At 69.5% G+C, this 14875-nt stretch carries 15 protein-coding genes and 1 riboswitch; of the genes, 8 read left to right on the top strand and 7 right to left on the bottom strand.

Features of this window, described 5'->3' with window-relative positions:
* Nucleotides 1-54: 54 nt before the first annotated feature.
* The 6 genes from AC6CID_RS04870 to AC6CID_RS04895 form a co-directional block, all read right to left on the bottom strand.
* The gene (locus AC6CID_RS04870) at nucleotides 55-369 is read right to left on the bottom strand and encodes a DMT family transporter (RefSeq protein WP_498353644.1); all 315 of its coding nucleotides are present in this window, start codon (nucleotides 367-369) and stop codon (nucleotides 55-57) included.
* Between the two features lie 13 nt (nucleotides 370-382).
* Nucleotides 383-448, bottom strand: a riboswitch (guanidine-III (ykkC-III) riboswitch).
* Nucleotides 449-488: 40 nt separating this feature from the next.
* Entirely contained in the window at nucleotides 489-695 is a 207-nt protein-coding gene (locus tag AC6CID_RS04875; protein ID WP_006551874.1) for a hypothetical protein, read from the bottom strand.
* A 366-nt stretch (nucleotides 696-1061) separates the two neighbouring features.
* Complete coding sequence (locus tag AC6CID_RS04880) at nucleotides 1062-2561, bottom strand: MDR family MFS transporter (protein ID WP_247848527.1); 1500 nt, start codon at nucleotides 2559-2561, stop codon at nucleotides 1062-1064.
* A 56-nt stretch (nucleotides 2562-2617) separates the two neighbouring features.
* Nucleotides 2618-3043: an HIT family protein gene (locus AC6CID_RS04885; protein WP_006551872.1), complete on the bottom strand. Its 426-nt coding sequence runs from the start codon at nucleotides 3041-3043 to the stop codon at nucleotides 2618-2620.
* Nucleotides 3044-3068: 25 nt separating this feature from the next.
* Complete coding sequence (locus AC6CID_RS04890) at nucleotides 3069-3584, bottom strand: ArsR/SmtB family transcription factor (protein ID WP_231412891.1); 516 nt, start codon at nucleotides 3582-3584, stop codon at nucleotides 3069-3071.
* A complete protein-coding gene (locus AC6CID_RS04895) occupies nucleotides 3581-4690 on the bottom strand; it encodes a serine hydrolase (protein WP_498353645.1) in 1110 nt (369 codons plus the stop codon). The genes AC6CID_RS04890 and AC6CID_RS04895 overlap by 4 nt, the downstream gene beginning before the upstream one ends.
* 131 nt (nucleotides 4691-4821) lie before the next feature.
* Between AC6CID_RS04895 and AC6CID_RS04900 the strand changes: the two genes are divergently transcribed.
* The 4 genes from AC6CID_RS04900 to AC6CID_RS04915 all read left to right on the top strand — a co-directional run bounded on the left by AC6CID_RS04900 (nucleotide 4822) and on the right by AC6CID_RS04915 (nucleotide 9834).
* Nucleotides 4822-5487, top strand: a complete 666-nt coding sequence (locus tag AC6CID_RS04900; RefSeq protein WP_019290071.1) for a nucleoside/nucleotide kinase family protein — start codon at nucleotides 4822-4824, stop codon at nucleotides 5485-5487.
* Nucleotides 5488-5497: 10 nt separating this feature from the next.
* Nucleotides 5498-6751: a phosphoribosylamine--glycine ligase gene (gene purD, locus AC6CID_RS04905; protein ID WP_006551868.1), complete on the top strand. Its 1254-nt coding sequence runs from the start codon at nucleotides 5498-5500 to the stop codon at nucleotides 6749-6751.
* Nucleotides 6752-6835: 84 nt separating this feature from the next.
* The gene (locus AC6CID_RS04910) at nucleotides 6836-8602 is read left to right on the top strand and encodes a CocE/NonD family hydrolase (RefSeq protein ID WP_498353646.1); all 1767 of its coding nucleotides are present in this window, start codon (nucleotides 6836-6838) and stop codon (nucleotides 8600-8602) included.
* A 32-nt stretch (nucleotides 8603-8634) separates the two neighbouring features.
* Entirely contained in the window at nucleotides 8635-9834 is a 1200-nt protein-coding gene (locus AC6CID_RS04915; protein WP_019290068.1) for a pyridoxal phosphate-dependent aminotransferase, read from the top strand.
* Between the two features lie 27 nt (nucleotides 9835-9861).
* Here the strand turns inward: AC6CID_RS04915 and AC6CID_RS04920 are convergent, their stop codons facing one another.
* Nucleotides 9862-11505 carry a GMC oxidoreductase gene (locus AC6CID_RS04920; protein ID WP_006551865.1) on the bottom strand — a complete coding sequence of 548 codons (1644 nt, stop codon included), beginning with the start codon at nucleotides 11503-11505 and terminating at the stop codon, nucleotides 9862-9864.
* Nucleotides 11506-11650: 145 nt separating this feature from the next.
* Here AC6CID_RS04920 and AC6CID_RS04925 point away from each other — a divergent pair, with 145 nt between their 5' ends.
* From AC6CID_RS04925 to AC6CID_RS04940, 4 genes are all read left to right on the top strand, one after another.
* On the top strand, nucleotides 11651-12265 hold the full coding sequence (locus AC6CID_RS04925; RefSeq protein WP_006551864.1) for a TetR/AcrR family transcriptional regulator: 615 nt from the start codon (nucleotides 11651-11653) through the stop codon (nucleotides 12263-12265).
* Nucleotides 12266-12309: 44 nt separating this feature from the next.
* Nucleotides 12310-13731: an adenylosuccinate lyase gene (gene purB, locus AC6CID_RS04930; RefSeq protein WP_231412884.1), complete on the top strand. Its 1422-nt coding sequence runs from the start codon at nucleotides 12310-12312 to the stop codon at nucleotides 13729-13731.
* Nucleotides 13732-13845: 114 nt separating this feature from the next.
* Nucleotides 13846-14448, top strand: coding sequence for a TetR/AcrR family transcriptional regulator (locus tag AC6CID_RS04935; RefSeq protein ID WP_498353693.1), 603 nt, complete (start codon nucleotides 13846-13848; stop codon nucleotides 14446-14448).
* Nucleotides 14445-14873: an HIT family protein gene (locus AC6CID_RS04940; RefSeq protein WP_498353647.1), complete on the top strand. Its 429-nt coding sequence runs from the start codon at nucleotides 14445-14447 to the stop codon at nucleotides 14871-14873. Before AC6CID_RS04935 ends, AC6CID_RS04940 begins: the two co-directional genes overlap by 4 nt.
* Nucleotides 14874-14875: the final 2 nt, after the last annotated feature.

Here is a 14875-nt window from a genome sequence, read left to right on the forward strand (position 1 = left end):
CTGTAACGGTCAGTGCTCGAGAACGTCAGTCCGAGAACGTGAGGCCTGAGAACGTCAGTGCACGAGTTTGAGACCGACCACGCACAGCACGATGCCCGCGATCAGTGCGAGCTTCAGCAGCGAGGCGGTCTCGGTGCCGGTGACCATCGCATATCCGACCGTGAGAGCGGCGCCGATACCCACCCAGATCGCGTAGGACGTCCCGACCGGCAGGGTGCGCAGGGCATACGCGAGCCCGGCCATGCTCAGGACGAGGGCGACGACGAACACCAGTGTCGGGGTGAACCGGCTGAAACCGGCAGATCTGCCGAGGGCTGTAGCCCACACGGCTTCGAGCACACCGGAGAGGACGAGAACGATCCAGGCCATGACGGACAACGCTCCTGCACCGTCTTGTCGCTGGCCGGGTACGGTGCGCTCGTCCGGGAGGCCGACCGGCGGCCACCTCCGTCGAGGTTAGGAATTCCGGGGGAGTATTGGCAAATTGCTCAGGACACGCGCAGTAGCTGCGATTCCTGCGCAATCACCGTGCACGAACATCCGCCGTCCAGTTCGATGCAGTCGAGAACGAGGGTGTGCCGCACGATCTCGAAGTCGACGCAGTCGGGTTCGGTGCAGTCGACCCGAGTATCGGCGTGGAGCACGAGAGTGCCGTGGCAGTGGTCGAGATCGTGGTTGCACTGTGAACACGTCATGCATCACTTGATAGCACTGCCGTCGGACAGGTTCTCCGAGCTCATACATGGGGATCACGGACGTGGTCGGGAAGGCCGCGCAGAACGCGTGGTCGTTGTTCGTCGCCGAGCCCGCACTCGGCCTGCTCGACGCCGTCTTCGGCGGGGTGCCCGCACCCATCGTCCGCACGGCCTACCGCCTCACCGTGATCGAACGCGAGATCCAGCATCCGTCCGGCAGCGCCGCACGCGACACCTCGTGGGTCGAACTGGACGCCTTCCTCCACGAACCGTGTGCGGACAGCAACGCGCCGGCCGCCACGCTTCCCGTCGAACAGGGAAGTCGTGACGACCGGCGCGTGAGTGCCGGGCGGTGTGTACTGCCGGCTAGTGCGTTCCGGCGGTCTCGGGGGCCGACACCTCCACCGCATCCGCCTCGGGCTCCGGGGCCCGTCGGACGAACAGGGAGCCGACGACTGCGATCACCGCGATCGCCGCGCCCCCCGTGAACGCGCCGTGGACACCGTCCGCGAGCGCACCGGCGGGATCGCCCGCGCTCTCGGCGCCCGCGACGGTCGTGCGGGTCAGCACCGTGATGAACAACGCCGTACCGGCCGCACCGGCGACCTGCTGCATGGTGCTGACGATGGCGCTGCCGTGGGAGTACAACCGCCGCGGCAGCGCTCCGAGTGCCGAGGTCAGCAGCGGCGAGAACATCAACGCGAGGCCGATGTTGAGCAGCACGTGCCAGGCGATGACCGTGCCGATCGTGGTGGTCGCGTCGAAGGTCGTCATGCCCCACATCGCGACGCAGGCGATGATCGCGCCCGGTGCGACGAGCGGCCGCGGACCGAACCGGTCGAACAGGCGTCCGACGATGTAGCCGAGCAGACCCATGACCAGACCACCGGGCAGCAGCATCAGGCCGGTGGTCAGCGTCGACTGACCCAGCACGTTCTGCAGGTAGATCGGCAGCAGGATGAGGGTGCCGAACAGCGACATCATGCTTACCGAGACGAGTGCAACCGCGAGCGAGAACGCCGGGGTACGGAACGCGCGCATGTCCAGCAGGGCGCCGTCGCCGAGGCGGATCTGACGCAGGACGAAGACCGTCAGCGACGCGATGCCGACGACCAGCGGCAGCCACGGCGGCATGAGCGGATCGCCCTCGGCGGCCTCACCGAGACTGCTCAGACCGAAGACGAGACCGCTGAACCCGAGGGCCGACAACACCACCGACGGGGCGTCGAGCGGAACCGCGACCGGTTCGGTGACGCTGCGGATCCAGCTCAGGCCGAGCGCCGTCGCGACGACCGCGATCGGCAGCACCAGCCAGAACATCCACCGCCAGCTCAGCTGGTCGAGCACGACGCCACCGATGGTCGGGCCGACCGCGGGAGCGACCGCGATGACGATCGAGATCACGCCCATCGTGCGACCGCGACGATCGGCGGGAACCAGGTTGAGCACCGTCGTGAACAGCAGCGGCAACATCACCGCGGTGCCCACGGCCTGGACGACACGACCCAGCACGAGGACCGGGAAGATCGGGGCGCTCGCGGCGATCAGGGTGCCGAGCAGGAAGCTGCCCATCGCGATCGCGAAGACCGTGCGCAGCGACAGCCGGGTGAGCAGGTAACCCGTGATCGGGATGACGACGGCCATGGTCAGCATGAACGCCGTGGTGAGCCATTGGGCGGTGGCTGCGCCGACGTCGAACTCGACCATCAGCTTCGGCAGCGCGACGCTCATGATCGTCTCGTTGAGGATGACGACGAATGCGGCCCCGACGAGAACGGCGATCAGAAGACCGGCGCGCGGTGCGGCAGCGGCCTGCGGCTCGGCCGTACCGGCCGGGGCTGGGGAACTCGGTGGAGTAGAAGACACGAGGAACACAACGGGATACCGGTCGGAATTGTTCCGCCGATATCCCGTCGAGCGGATCAGTCGGGGACGTGCTCGCCGTGACCCTGTTCGCGCAGGGCGTCCTTGATCTTGCGATGCGCGCGGTCGAGCGATTCGGGCGACGGATCCTTCTCTGCCGTCGCGAAATCGAAGTCGCCGAGGGAGTAGGCGGGGAAGACGTGCAGGTGCAGGTGGGGGACCTCCAGGCCGGCGATCATCAGGCCGGCGCGCGGGGCGTCGAAGGCGGCGGTGACGGCGCGACCGAGGATGCGGGCGACGTCGTTCACCTTCGCCCACAGGTCGTCGTCCACGCTCTGCCAGTGATCGACCTCCTGCCGTGGCACGACCAGCACGTGCCCCTCGGTGAAAGGGTTGATGGTCAGGAAGGAGACGACGTCGTCGTCCTGCCAGACGAAACGGCCCGGCAGTTCACCGGCGATGATCTTGCTGAACACGGAAGTCATACCGGGAGGATAAGGGACACCGGGTTCACCGGAGCTGTTCCCCGACATCGGCCGCCGCGACGGTGAGGACCAGCAGCGGCACGACCTTCTCCGGCGCGATCCGGTAGCGGTTTCGGCTTCCCTGCTCGACCACCCGCGCAGCCGACAGAGCCCGGAGATGGTGGTAGAGCCGGCCGGTCGACGTGAGGTCGGTGGCCTCCTGGAGTTCGGTGGCGGTGGCGGGCCCGCGCAGCAGAGTCCGCACGATCGCCAGCCTCGCGGGGTTGCCCAAGGCGTCGAGGACGGCGGCGACGGGAACGGGATCGAGTGCGAGGGATGCGCCCGCGTCGTACTCGATGTTCCAGCGGACGTTGCCGTGCAGGGAGACGAAGCCCCCGTAGGTCACGGACCCCGTGCTTCCTGCCACGTCCGCCACGGGACCGGTGCCACCGGGACCGTCCCCGGCGCCCCGGCGGGTCGCGTCGCCCTCGAGGATCCGCACACGGCGTTCGAGATCCGCGAGCCGGGCCTCGTACTCGTCGTTCACGTCGCCGTCGCTCACATCGCGCAGCGTATCCGCTCGAGAAAATCGGGATCGTTCGCTGCCGCGGCGAGCATCTCCTGATGGGCGAACGATTCGAGGGCTTCCGCGTAGTCGCTGTCCGACATGCCGGACGCGAGCATCACCGTGGTCGCGATCGTGTCGTCATCGCGGCGGAAGGTGACTGCGTCGGTGAGGATGCCGGGCAGGCTACCGCCCTTGAATCCGACTCCCTCGAATCCCGGAACCGTGGACGGTTGCCATTCGAGGTGGGTACGCGCGAGGTCGCCGCCGGCACCGAACGAACCGTCGGCGATCGCGCGATGCAGGGCGGTGAGCTCGGCGGCCGATCCGGTGTTGTCGAAACGCTGGACGCGGTCGACCCGGGCGAACAAATCCTCCGGCGCCGGGTGCTGCACCGCTTCGGCGCGGTAGGCGGGGTCGGAGGCGTAGCGGCGCGCGGCGTCCCAGACCGCCGACGAATCGTCGAGTGTCGGGTCGAGCAGCGCGAGTGTGTTGCCGAGCATCGTCGGCGGCGTGAAGTCGTCCCAGCCGCCCTGGGCGGCGGCCTCGCGCAGCGCGTCGTCGCCGAGGCGGTCGCGCAGGTAGTCGGGGACCGCGTTGTCGCTCTCCTGGATCATCGCCGACACCATCTCGTCGAGAGTGACGGTGTCCTCCGGGTCGTTCACACCGAGCCGTTCGAGAGCCCGGGGGTGTGCGCCGCCGTCGGTGTCCGGGAGATGCCAGCGTTCCCAGTCGGCGAGCGGTACGCGCTCGTCGGGGGAGAGTTCACCGGCTGCGACGGCGCGGGCATAGGCGGCGAGATGCACGACCTTCACAGCCGACGCGAGCGGTTGCCGCTCGTCGGGTCGTTGTTGGAAGGTCCCGCCGTTGCCGTCGTCGACCGCGATGGCGACCGTGTCGGGGTTCTCGGCGAGGTAGCCGATCCAGCCTTCGGCGGTGCTCACGTCCGCGGCGGGGGTGGGCATGCATTCACCGGCCGGGGCGGACGCGTCCGCCCCGGCCGGTGCAGGGATGTCGGACTCCGGTGGAGTGCTCTGCCCGCATCCGGCCAGAGCGATCACGACGCTCGTCGCGGCGAGGGTGGTTCCGATCCTGTTCGGCATGGCGGTATCCGTCCGTGTCGGGGTGACAGTTCGAAATTCCGAACTTTCGAAATAACGATAGATCAGTCGGGTGGGCGTGTCGAGAGCTCACGGCGACTCCGACGGTCGCGGGCGGTCGTATCGTCGGGCTCATGGAAGGTGACGGGAGCGTGCGGGAGGCGCCGCTGCGCGTGCTCGTGGACGAACTCGTCACACACGTCCTCGTCGGGCTTCCCGCGGATCGGCGCACGGTCGTCGGTCTGTGCGGGCCGCCGGGTGCCGGGAAGAGTCGCGCCGCGGCGCTGCTCGTCTACGCCCTCCGATGCGCGGGGGTCTCCACCGGACAGGTGCCGATGGACGGCTACCACCTGTCCAACCGGCAGCTCGACACCTTCGGCGCGCGGGACCGGAAGGGGGCGCCCGACACCTTCGACGTGGCCGGCTTCCGCGACATGCTGAGCCGGGTGCGGCAGTGCCGCGACGAGACGATCTACGCCCCGGACTTCTCCCGGCCGCTCGACGAACCGATCGCGGCGGTGCACGCTGTGCCGGCCGATGCCCGGGTGATCGTCACCGAGGGCAACTACCTGATGTTCGAGACCGGGGGATGGGAACACATCCGTCCGCTGCTCGACCTCGTCATCTACATCGACGCACCCCGCCGCACGCTCACGCGACGTCTCGTGCGCCGGCACCGCCACCACGGACGGGACGAGGACGGCGCACGCGAATGGGTGCGGACCGTCGATCTGCCCAATGCGGAAGCCGTTCAGCGCACGCGTTCCCGCGCCGATCTCGTGTGGAGACCGGTCCCGTAGTCTGTCCTGCGTGCGCGTACTCGTTATCGGCTCCGGTGCCCGTGAACATGCTCTTGCTCTCGCCCTGTCCCGCGACCCCGGCGTGACCGCCGTGCTGGCCGCGCCGGGCAACCCCGGTATCGCGAACGTCGCCGAGCTGTTCCCCGTCGATGCGGCCTCCGCCGACAACGTCGTCGCCCTCGCCACCGCGCAGAAGGCCGACCTCGTCGTCATAGGTCCCGAGGTTCCGCTCGTCCTCGGGGTCGCCGATGCCGTCCGCGCCGCGGGCATCCCCTGCTTCGGACCGTCCGCCGCCGCCGCACGCATCGAGGGATCGAAGGCGTTCGCGAAGGACGTCATGGCCGCCGCCGGTGTGCGCACCGCCCACAGCGAGGTCGTCGACACTCCCGCGACCCTCGACGAGGCGCTCGACCGGTTCGGACCGACCTGGGTGGTCAAGGACGACGGTCTCGCTGCCGGTAAGGGCGTCGTCGTCACCACCGATCGCGCCGCCGCCCGCGACCACGCCGCCGAGATCCTCGAGAACGGGCACCCCGTCCTGCTGGAGTCCTTCCTCGACGGCCCCGAAGTCTCGCTGTTCTGCCTCGTCGACGGCGAGACGGTCGTGCCGCTGCTCCCGGCGCAGGACCACAAGCGCGTCGGCGAGGACGACACCGGCCCCAACACCGGTGGCATGGGTGCCTACACGCCGCTGCCGTGGTTGCCCGAGGGTAGCGTCGAGCGGATCGTCTCCGAGGTCGTGGAGCCCGTCGCGGCCGAGATGGTGCGCCGCGGATGCGGTTTCTCCGGACTGCTCTACGCGGGTCTGGCGATGGGCGCCGAGGGCCCGGCCGTGGTCGAGTTCAACTGCCGTTTCGGCGACCCGGAGACCCAGGCCGTGCTCGCTCTGCTCGAGTCCCCGCTGGGCGAGGCCCTGAAGGCGGTCGCCGCCGGCACGCTCGCCGAGCTCCCGCCGCTGCGCTGGAAGGACGGCGCCGCGGTGACCGTGGTGCTCGCCGCCGAGTACTACCCGTCCACCCCGCGCACCGGCGATGTGATCACCGGCGCCGAGGGCGACACGGTGCTGCACGCCGGCACGAAGCGTCGCGAGGACGGCGCGCTGGTCTCCGCAGGTGGGCGCGTGCTCAACGTGATCGGTGTGGGTGCCGATCTCGCGTCCGCGCGCGAGGCCGCTTATGATCGGCTCGCCGACGTCAAGCTGCCGGGCGGTCACTTCCGCCGCGACATCGGTCTGGCGGCCGTCGAGGGCCGGATCTCGGTCTAGCCTTTCACTCTCGTCCTTCACCCTTGCACCTACCGGGTGTATGTTGCACACTCGGTGCATTTCGATGCCGCCAGGGGTGACTGCATGGTTTCTCGAAGACGAACGCCGACGCCGGACCCGACACCGCTACGGCACCACCACGTCGTCGTCCACGGGTTGCCGGACGACGTCCTCGTCGAGCGCGACGTGCCCATCCGCACGGGCGACGGCACCGTACTGAGAGCCGACGTCTACCGTCCTGCCGACTCCGGTGAGCACGACCGCTGCCCCGTGCTGGTCGCCGTCACCCCCTACGGCAAGGACGCCGGCGTCGACCGGTATCCCGTCGACTTCGACGACCTCGCCGAATCCGGCAACCACATCGGCGATCTCGAGATCAGTGACTGCACCTCCTTCGAAGCACCGGACCCCGCCTACTGGGTTCCTCGCGGCTACGTCCTCGTCGTCGCGGACATGCGCGGTCATCACGCTAGCGGCGGCCGTCCCCGCCTGCTGCTCGGCCGGGCCGCGCTCGACTGCGCGTCCGTCGTGGAATGGGCCGGTGGTCAGGAGTGGAGCAACGGCCGCGTCGGCCTCGCCGGCGCCGACTATCTCGCCACACTGCAGTGGTACACCGCCGCGCTCAACCCGCCCTGTCTCGCGGCCATCGCACCCTGGGAGGGTGTGAGCGATCCCTGCCGCGACATCCTCACCCAGGGCGGCATCCCCGAGACCCGCTACAGCGAGTTCTGGTACAGCGCGATGAACACCGGGGCCCGCTGCGGCGCCGCCTCCCTCCGGCGGTTCACCCCGTGGTTGCGGCGCCGTTTCCCCGACTTCTTCCGTCACCTCGCCCCGCCGCCCCGGCTCGAGGACGTCACCGTGCCCGCGCTCGTCGGCGTCTCGTGGTCCGATCAGGGCCCACGCGCCCGCGGGTCGGTCGACGGTTACCGCCGCATCGCGTCGGAGCACAAGTGGCTCTACACCCACGGCCGGAAGATGTGGCAGACCTTCTACGGCAACGAGGCCCTCGACTACCAGCGACGATTCTTCGACCGCTTCCTCAAGGACGAGGACAACGGCTTCGAGGACACCCCGCGCATCCGTCTCGAGACCCGCCACGACCTGCGCACCTATTCCGAACGCCTCGAATCCGAGTGGCCGGTCCCCGACACCCGTTACGTCGCATTCCACCTCGACCACGCGAACGCCGACCTGAGCACCACCCCGTGCGAGAGCCGCCAGTTCCGCCGCACCTTCCCCGTCGCGGGCGACGAACTCGTCTTCACCCACACCTTCGACGAGGACACCGAGATCACCGGGCACGCGGCGCTGCGTTTGTGGGTGCAGGCGAAGGACGCCAACGACATGGACCTGTTCGTCGGGCTCGCCAAGCGCGACGAGCACGGCCGCGACGTGTGGTTCGAAGGCCACGGCGGCTACGAGAAGGGATTCGTCGCCCACGGGTGGATGCGGGTCTCGCGGCGGGCGCTGGACCCGGAGGCCTCCACCGCCTACCGGCCCGTCCACGACCAGACGAAGTACTGGCCGTTGCTGCCCGACCAGATCGTGCCCGTCGACATCGAGATCATGCCGCACAGCACCTTCTTCGAAGCCGGATCGAGCCTCGTGCTCGTCATCGCCGGCCACGACCTCGACGAGAACCCACGCGTCGGGCACGATCGCACCATCAACAAGGGCTTCCACATCGTGCACGCCGGCGGACAGTTCGACTCGCATCTGCTGTTGCCGGTCGTGCCGCAACCGACGCCCGAACCCGACGCGGAGGCCACGCAGGTGAAGGTCGTCGATCGTCAGGACTATCCGATCGCGTGGGGTGCCCTCACCCGACTTCAGCGCGTCCGGCTCTGACGAACGACGCGGGGCGTACTACCGTCGTCGACGTGCGCCCCGAATCCCAACGCTCCGGTATCGAGACGTTCCATGTCATGGATGTGTGGAAGGCGGCCGCCGAGCGGCAGCGCAGCCACGGCGACGTCCTGAGTCTCGCCGCCGGACAACCGTCGACCCCCGCACCCGCTCCCGTGCTCCGGGCCGCCAACCTGGCGATCGATGCGGAACTGCTGGGTTACACGGAGACCTTCGGCATCCTGCCGCTGCGCGAGGAGATCGCGGCGTACCACCGCCACAAGTACGGCATCGACGTCGACGCGGACGACGTCGTCGTCACCACCGGCTCGTCCGGCGCCTTCACCCTGGTGTTCCTCGCGGCCTTCGACGTCGGCGACACCGTGGTCGTCGCCCGCCCCGGCTACCCGGCCTACCGCAACACCCTCGCCGCGCTCGGTTGTCGTGTCGTCGAACTCGACTGCGGTCCGCAGACCCGCTACCAGCCCACCGTCGCGATGCTCGAGGAACTCGACGCTCCGCCTGCGGGAATCGTCGTCGCCAGCCCCGCCAACCCGACCGGCACGATGATCGAACCGTCCGAGCTCGCGGCGCTCGCGCGCTGGTGCGACGAGCACGGCAGCCTGCTCATCTCCGACGAGATCTACCACGGCATCGAGTTCGGCACCGTCCGGTCCGAGACCGGTGAGGGCACCGGATCACCGGCGACCTCGACGGCGTGGGCGACCTCGCGCGACTCGGTGGTGATCGGCTCGGTGTCGAAGTACTTCTCGATGACCGGTTGGCGGCTCGGCTGGATGCTCGCGCCCGAGACGATGCGTCCGGCTCTGCAGCGACTCGCGTCGAACATGACGGTGTGCCCGCCGTCGGTCTCGCAGTTCGCGGCGGTCGAGGCGTTCGGGACCGAGGCCCGCACCGAACTCGACGGGCACGTCTCCCGCTACGCGGTGAACCGGGAACTGCTGCTCGAAGGGCTGCCGGATCTCGGCATCACGAAACTCGCACCGGCAGACGGCGCCTTCTACGTCTACGCCGACATCGGCCATCTGCTCGACGGCGAGAACTCGACGGCGTGGTGCGCGCGGCTGCTCCACGACACCGGGCTCGCGCTCGCACCGGGCGTCGACTTCGACACCGTGCGCGGCGGCGAGACCGTGCGGCTGTCGTTCGCGGGTTCGACTGCCGACGTCACCGCGGCGCTCGACCGGCTCGCGGCCTGGCTGCCCGTCTCCTGAACGCCGTGCCGGACCGCCGCGGCCGGGTCACCGCCCGTCGGCGATGATCCGCGCGATGTTCCGTTCGGCCAGCGCCGCGATGGTCAGCGACGGGTTCGCGGTGCCGGTGCTGCCCGGGATCAGCGCGCCGTCGACGACGTAGAGACCGGGATGGCCGTGCACGCGGCCGTAACCGTCGGTCGCCTCGCCGAGCACCGCACCACCGAGTGGATGCGCAGTGAAGGTCGCGTTGACGTCCTCGGCCATCGGCGATGCGCCCGGGATCGTGCCACCGGCCTGCGCCATCGCGTTGTGCACGGCCCGCAGGGCGTCGACGCTCTCGCGTTCGCCACCGGTCGGCCAGTTCAAAACCGCCCGATCGGCACCCGGGTCGTACGCGAAGTCGGCACGGGTGGGGTCGAGGGTCATGCCGAGGGAGGCGAGCATCCCGACGTCCTTCGCGGTGCCCGCGACGAACCAATTCTCGAGGCTCAGCGGCAGACCGGACTCGTCGACGATCCGCGACGCCGACGGCGCGCCCTGGTCGCCGCCGAAACCCTCGGTGAGCGCGAACGAGCGGACGAGCACCGCGTCGCCGTTGGTGCCCCAGCCCCGGCCCACGCGCTCGTCGAGGTTCGGCAGCGAACCGGTGTGCCGCGCCTTGACGAGCAGTTCGGTCGTGCCGATCGATCCGGCGCCGAGGACGAGGCGGTCGCACGTGATCGTGGTAGTGCGCAGCACCACCCCCGTCGGGTCGACGGCCTGCACGTCGAGCCGGTAGCGGCCGTCGCCGTTCTGACCGATCGCAAGCACCCGGTGACCGTGGCACACCAGGGTGCGCCCGGTCGCCTCTGCCGCCGGGATGTAGTTCTGCGTGAGATCGAACTTCGCGCCGTTCGAGTTGCCGAGATTGCTCTCGCCCGCGACGGCCGATCGGCGGACCGAGCCGGCGAGTTCGGCGCGCACGACGTCCCAATCCCAGATGCCGTCGATGCGGTGCGGGCTGTAACCGGCGGCGCGCGCGTCGTCGTCCCATCGCCGCGAGTGCGTGAACTCGGCGGCGTTGTAGATGTCGTCGGGCATCGGGTCGAGGCGCAGCATCGAGCGCACCTTCGGGTACCAGGTGGAGGTCATCTCGTCGTAGGACAGACGGCCGCCGAAGACGTGCTCGAAGAGGTGCCGTTCGGGAGCGATCATCACTCCGGTGAACACGATCGATCCGCCACCCACCGCCGCGCCGCGCCACACCGACATGTTCGGGTAGTCGACCACATCGAGGACACCGGCGAAGTCGTCGCACACCACCGGGATGCCCGTCGGTCCGGTGAAATGGGTGCGGTGGTGGTAGCCGCGACCATCGGCGAGCAGGTCGGTCGTGAAGATCTCGCGGTGCGGGTCGCGGGGCCAGCGCATGCCGCGCTCGAGCATCGTGACCCGGTTCCCGGCCTCGGCCAGGCGCAGCGCGGCGACGCTCGCACCGAAACCGGAGCCCACCACGACGACCTCGGAATGCTCCGGCGGGGCGGGCGGCGGAACGAACAGTTCGGGCACGAGACGGCGGTACTCGTCGACCCCGACGGGCAGCGCGTCCGCACGCGGGAGGCCGATACCGGACATGCCCGGCGCCGCGGCGCCGGCACCCGCCAGGGCGGCCCCGAGAAGCGATGCCTGCAGAAAGCGTCGACGTCTCATCCGGTACGGCTCCGATCGTTCGATGATCTACTCGCGGGGCTGCGCCCGCCGAGGACTCGACACGCGCGGGCGGGCGCAATGGTACCGGTTGGTCTCCACTTCCGTTTTCCCCTGGTGAGACGGTCGGGACTGTCACCATGAGAAGGTGTCGATTGCTGCGACCCCGAAGGGCGAACGGCGCCGTCAGGCGCTGGTCGAGGCAGCGGCCGACCTCATCCTCGAAGGGGGGATCGACGCCGTCCGCCACCGGGCCGTCGCCACCCGCGCGGGCCTGCCGCTCGCATCGACCACCTATTACTTCGAATCGCTCGACGACCTCGTCGCATGCGCGGTCGACTACAACAGCGAGCGGGAACTCGACGCGATGCGGGAGCGCGTCCGCGACATCGAGCCGCTCCCGCGCAGTCTCGAGGGCACGGCCGATCTCATCGTCGAACTGCTCATCGGACCGCGGGACTGCGACGGCGGCATCGACCGCGAACGCCTGATCTCCCGGTACGAGCGATGCGTCGCGACAGCCCGCTATCCGGAACTGCGTGACGTGCAGGTCCGCATGCGCGAACAGATCGACCACCTGCTCACCGACCTGCTCGAACGCTGCTGCCGATCGGTGCGGCCCCGCGAGGTGCGCCGGCTCGTGGCGGTCGTGGACGGCGCGGTCCTCGGCGGACTGGGCGAGCTCGATCCCGACCCGCGCTCGCTCGCGCGCGGCATCCTGCTCGACGTCGTCGAGACCGTCGCGCCCCCGGTCGAGGATTGAGGTCGGGGAATACGGGAGCAGACCCGGACCGTAAACTCACTTGTGTGAGCCACATCCCCAACGTCCTCGCCACCCGCTACGCCAGCCCCGAACTCCGGGACCTGTGGTCGCCCGAGTACAAGATCGTGCTCGAGCGGCAGCTGTGGCTCGCGGTGCTGCGGGCGCAGGCCGAACTCGGGATCGACGTTCCCGCCGAGGCGATCGCCGACTACGAACGCGTGATCGAGCAGGTCGACCTCGAGTCCATCGCCCAGCGCGAGCGCGTCACCCGCCACGACGTCAAGGCCCGCATCGAGGAGTTCAACGCCCTCGCCGGTCACGAGCACGTCCACAAGGGCATGACCAGCCGCGACCTCACCGAGAACGTCGAGCAACTGCAGATCGTGCGGTCGCTCGAGCACGTCCACTCCCACGGTGTCGCCGTGGCCGCACGCCTCGCCGAGCGCGCCACCGAGTACGCCTCGCTCGTCATGGCCGGTCGTTCGCACAACGTCGCGGCGCAGGCCACCACCCTCGGCAAGCGTTTCGCGTCGGCCGCCGACGAACTGCTCATCGCGCTGCAGCGCGTCCGGGAACTGATGGCCCGCTACCCCCTGCGCGGGATCAAGGGCCCGATGGGCACCGCACAGGACATGCTCGACCTGCTCGGCGGTGATTCCGCCAAGCTCGCGCAGCTCGAGCAGAAGGTCGCGCAGCATCTCGGCTTCGCGAACGTCTTCACGAGCGTCGGCCAGGTCTATCCGCGTTCGCTCGACCACGACGTGCTCTCCGCGCTCGTGCAGGTCGGCGCCGGTCCCGCGTCGTTCGCCCACACCATCCGGCTCATGGCCGGCCACGAACTCGTCACCGAGGGCTTCCAGCCCGGCCAGGTGGGGTCGTCCGCGATGCCGCACAAGATGAACACCCGCTCGTGCGAGCGCGTCGACGGCCTGCAGGTCGTCCTGCGCGGCTATGCCTCCATGGCCGCCGAGCTCGCCGGCGCGCAGTGGAACGAGGGCGACGTCTTCTGCTCCGTCGTCCGCCGTGTGGCCCTTCCCGACGCCTTCTTCGCGATCGACGGCCAGATGGAGACCTTCCTGACGGTCCTCGCCGAGTTCGGTGCCTACCCGGCGGTGATCGAGAAGGAACTCGTGCGGTACCTGCCGTTCCTCGCGACGACCAAGGTCCTTATGGCCGCGGTCCGGGCCGGGGTGGGTCGCGAGACCGCACACGAGGTCATCAAGGAGCATGCGGTCTCCGTCGCACTCGCGATGCGCGAGGAGGGTCGCGAACCCGATCTGCTCGACCGTCTCGCCGCCGACGACCGGCTGCCGCTCGACCGCGCCGCGCTCGACGCGGCACTGGCCGACCGGGAGGTCTTCGCCGGAGCTGCGGTCGCGCAGGTCGAAGCGGTCGTCGCGGCGGTGCAGGACCTCGTAACGCAGTATCCGGAAGCAGCGAAGTACACGCCGGCGCCGATTCTGTAGGAAGCCGATTCGACAGGAATCACGGGAACCGACTGCCGGGGGGAGTGTCCGATGGGGGTGGCGGTATCAGCAGGAGAGAACGAAGTGTCGGTGAAACCGGGAAATACGGGTCGGTTGCGTGACGCAGCGCGAACACGCACCGCGCTGCTCGATGCAGCGCGCGAGGTGTTCCTGCGCGACGGATACGCGGCGGCGGCCACGGAGGAGATCGTCTCGGTTGCGGGGGTGACGCGCGGTGCGCTCTACCACCACTTCGCCGACAAGCGGGATCTGTTCCGCGGTGTCATCGAACGACTCCAGTCGGAAACGGAGAGCTCCCTGGTCCCGGCCGAACCGGTCGAGGACGCCTGGGAGGGCTTCACCCAGGCCGTGCTCGCCTCGCTCGACGCGGTCTACGACCCCGCGACCCGCCGGCTGCTGCTCATCGAAGCCCCTGCGGTCCTCGGCTGGGCCGAGGTCCGCGAGACCCACCGGCACTCCTCGCTGAAGGCCATCGAGCGCATGCTCGTCACCCTCGATCCCGAGACCTACGAGGCGTCGCCCACGCGGACGTCGGTGCTCGCGCACCTGCTCGTCGCGGCCGTCGAGGAAGCGATGCTGTGTCTCGCGCACAGCGACGACCCGGCGCGCGCCCGTCCTACGGTGCAGGGCGAACTGCTACGCCTGCTCGAAACCGCCCGCGGACCCGCACGTGCGGAGGAGTCCACGCCACAGTGACGGACTGCATTTTCTGCGCCATCGTGGCCGGGCAGTCGCCGGCCAGCGTCGTGCTCGACGAACCCGACGTGCTCGCGTTCATGGACATCCGCCCGTTCACTCCCGGGCATCTGCTCGTGATTCCGAAGCGGCACGCCTCCGGACTGGCACAACTCGATCCCGACGACGGAGCGAAGGTGTTCGCCGCCGGGCAACGGATCGCCACGGCGATGCGCGCGTCCGGACTCCCGATCGAGGGCGTGAACATGTTCCTCGCCGACGGCGTCGCCGCCGGCCAGGAGGTCTTCCACGTGCACCTGCACCTCGTGCCGCGCAGCGCCGGGGACGGCTTCGGGATCCGAGCCGATTGGCGGACACCGAACCGGACCGTGCTCGACGGCACGGCCGCCAGCATCCGCACCGCCGTGCAGACACCCCGGTCGTGATG

The organism is Rhodococcus sp. GQ147 (assembly GCF_059759155.1).

Coding starts and splice junctions, on each gene's coding strand:
- AC6CID_RS04895 (WP_498353645.1), bottom strand. CDS start 4,690: ATGCCGAACAGGATCGGAACCACCCTCGCCGCGACGAGCGTCGTGATC.
- AC6CID_RS04875 (WP_006551874.1), bottom strand. CDS start 695: ATGACGTGTTCACAGTGCAACCACGATCTCGACCACTGCCACGGCACT.
- AC6CID_RS04900 (WP_019290071.1), top strand. CDS start 4,822: ATGGAAGGTGACGGGAGCGTGCGGGAGGCGCCGCTGCGCGTGCTCGTG.
- AC6CID_RS04910 (WP_498353646.1), top strand. CDS start 6,836: ATGGTTTCTCGAAGACGAACGCCGACGCCGGACCCGACACCGCTACGG.
- AC6CID_RS04870 (WP_498353644.1), bottom strand. CDS start 369: ATGGCCTGGATCGTTCTCGTCCTCTCCGGTGTGCTCGAAGCCGTGTGG.
- AC6CID_RS04885 (WP_006551872.1), bottom strand. CDS start 3,043: ATGACTTCCGTGTTCAGCAAGATCATCGCCGGTGAACTGCCGGGCCGT.
- AC6CID_RS04920 (WP_006551865.1), bottom strand. CDS start 11,505: ATGAGACGTCGACGCTTTCTGCAGGCATCGCTTCTCGGGGCCGCCCTG.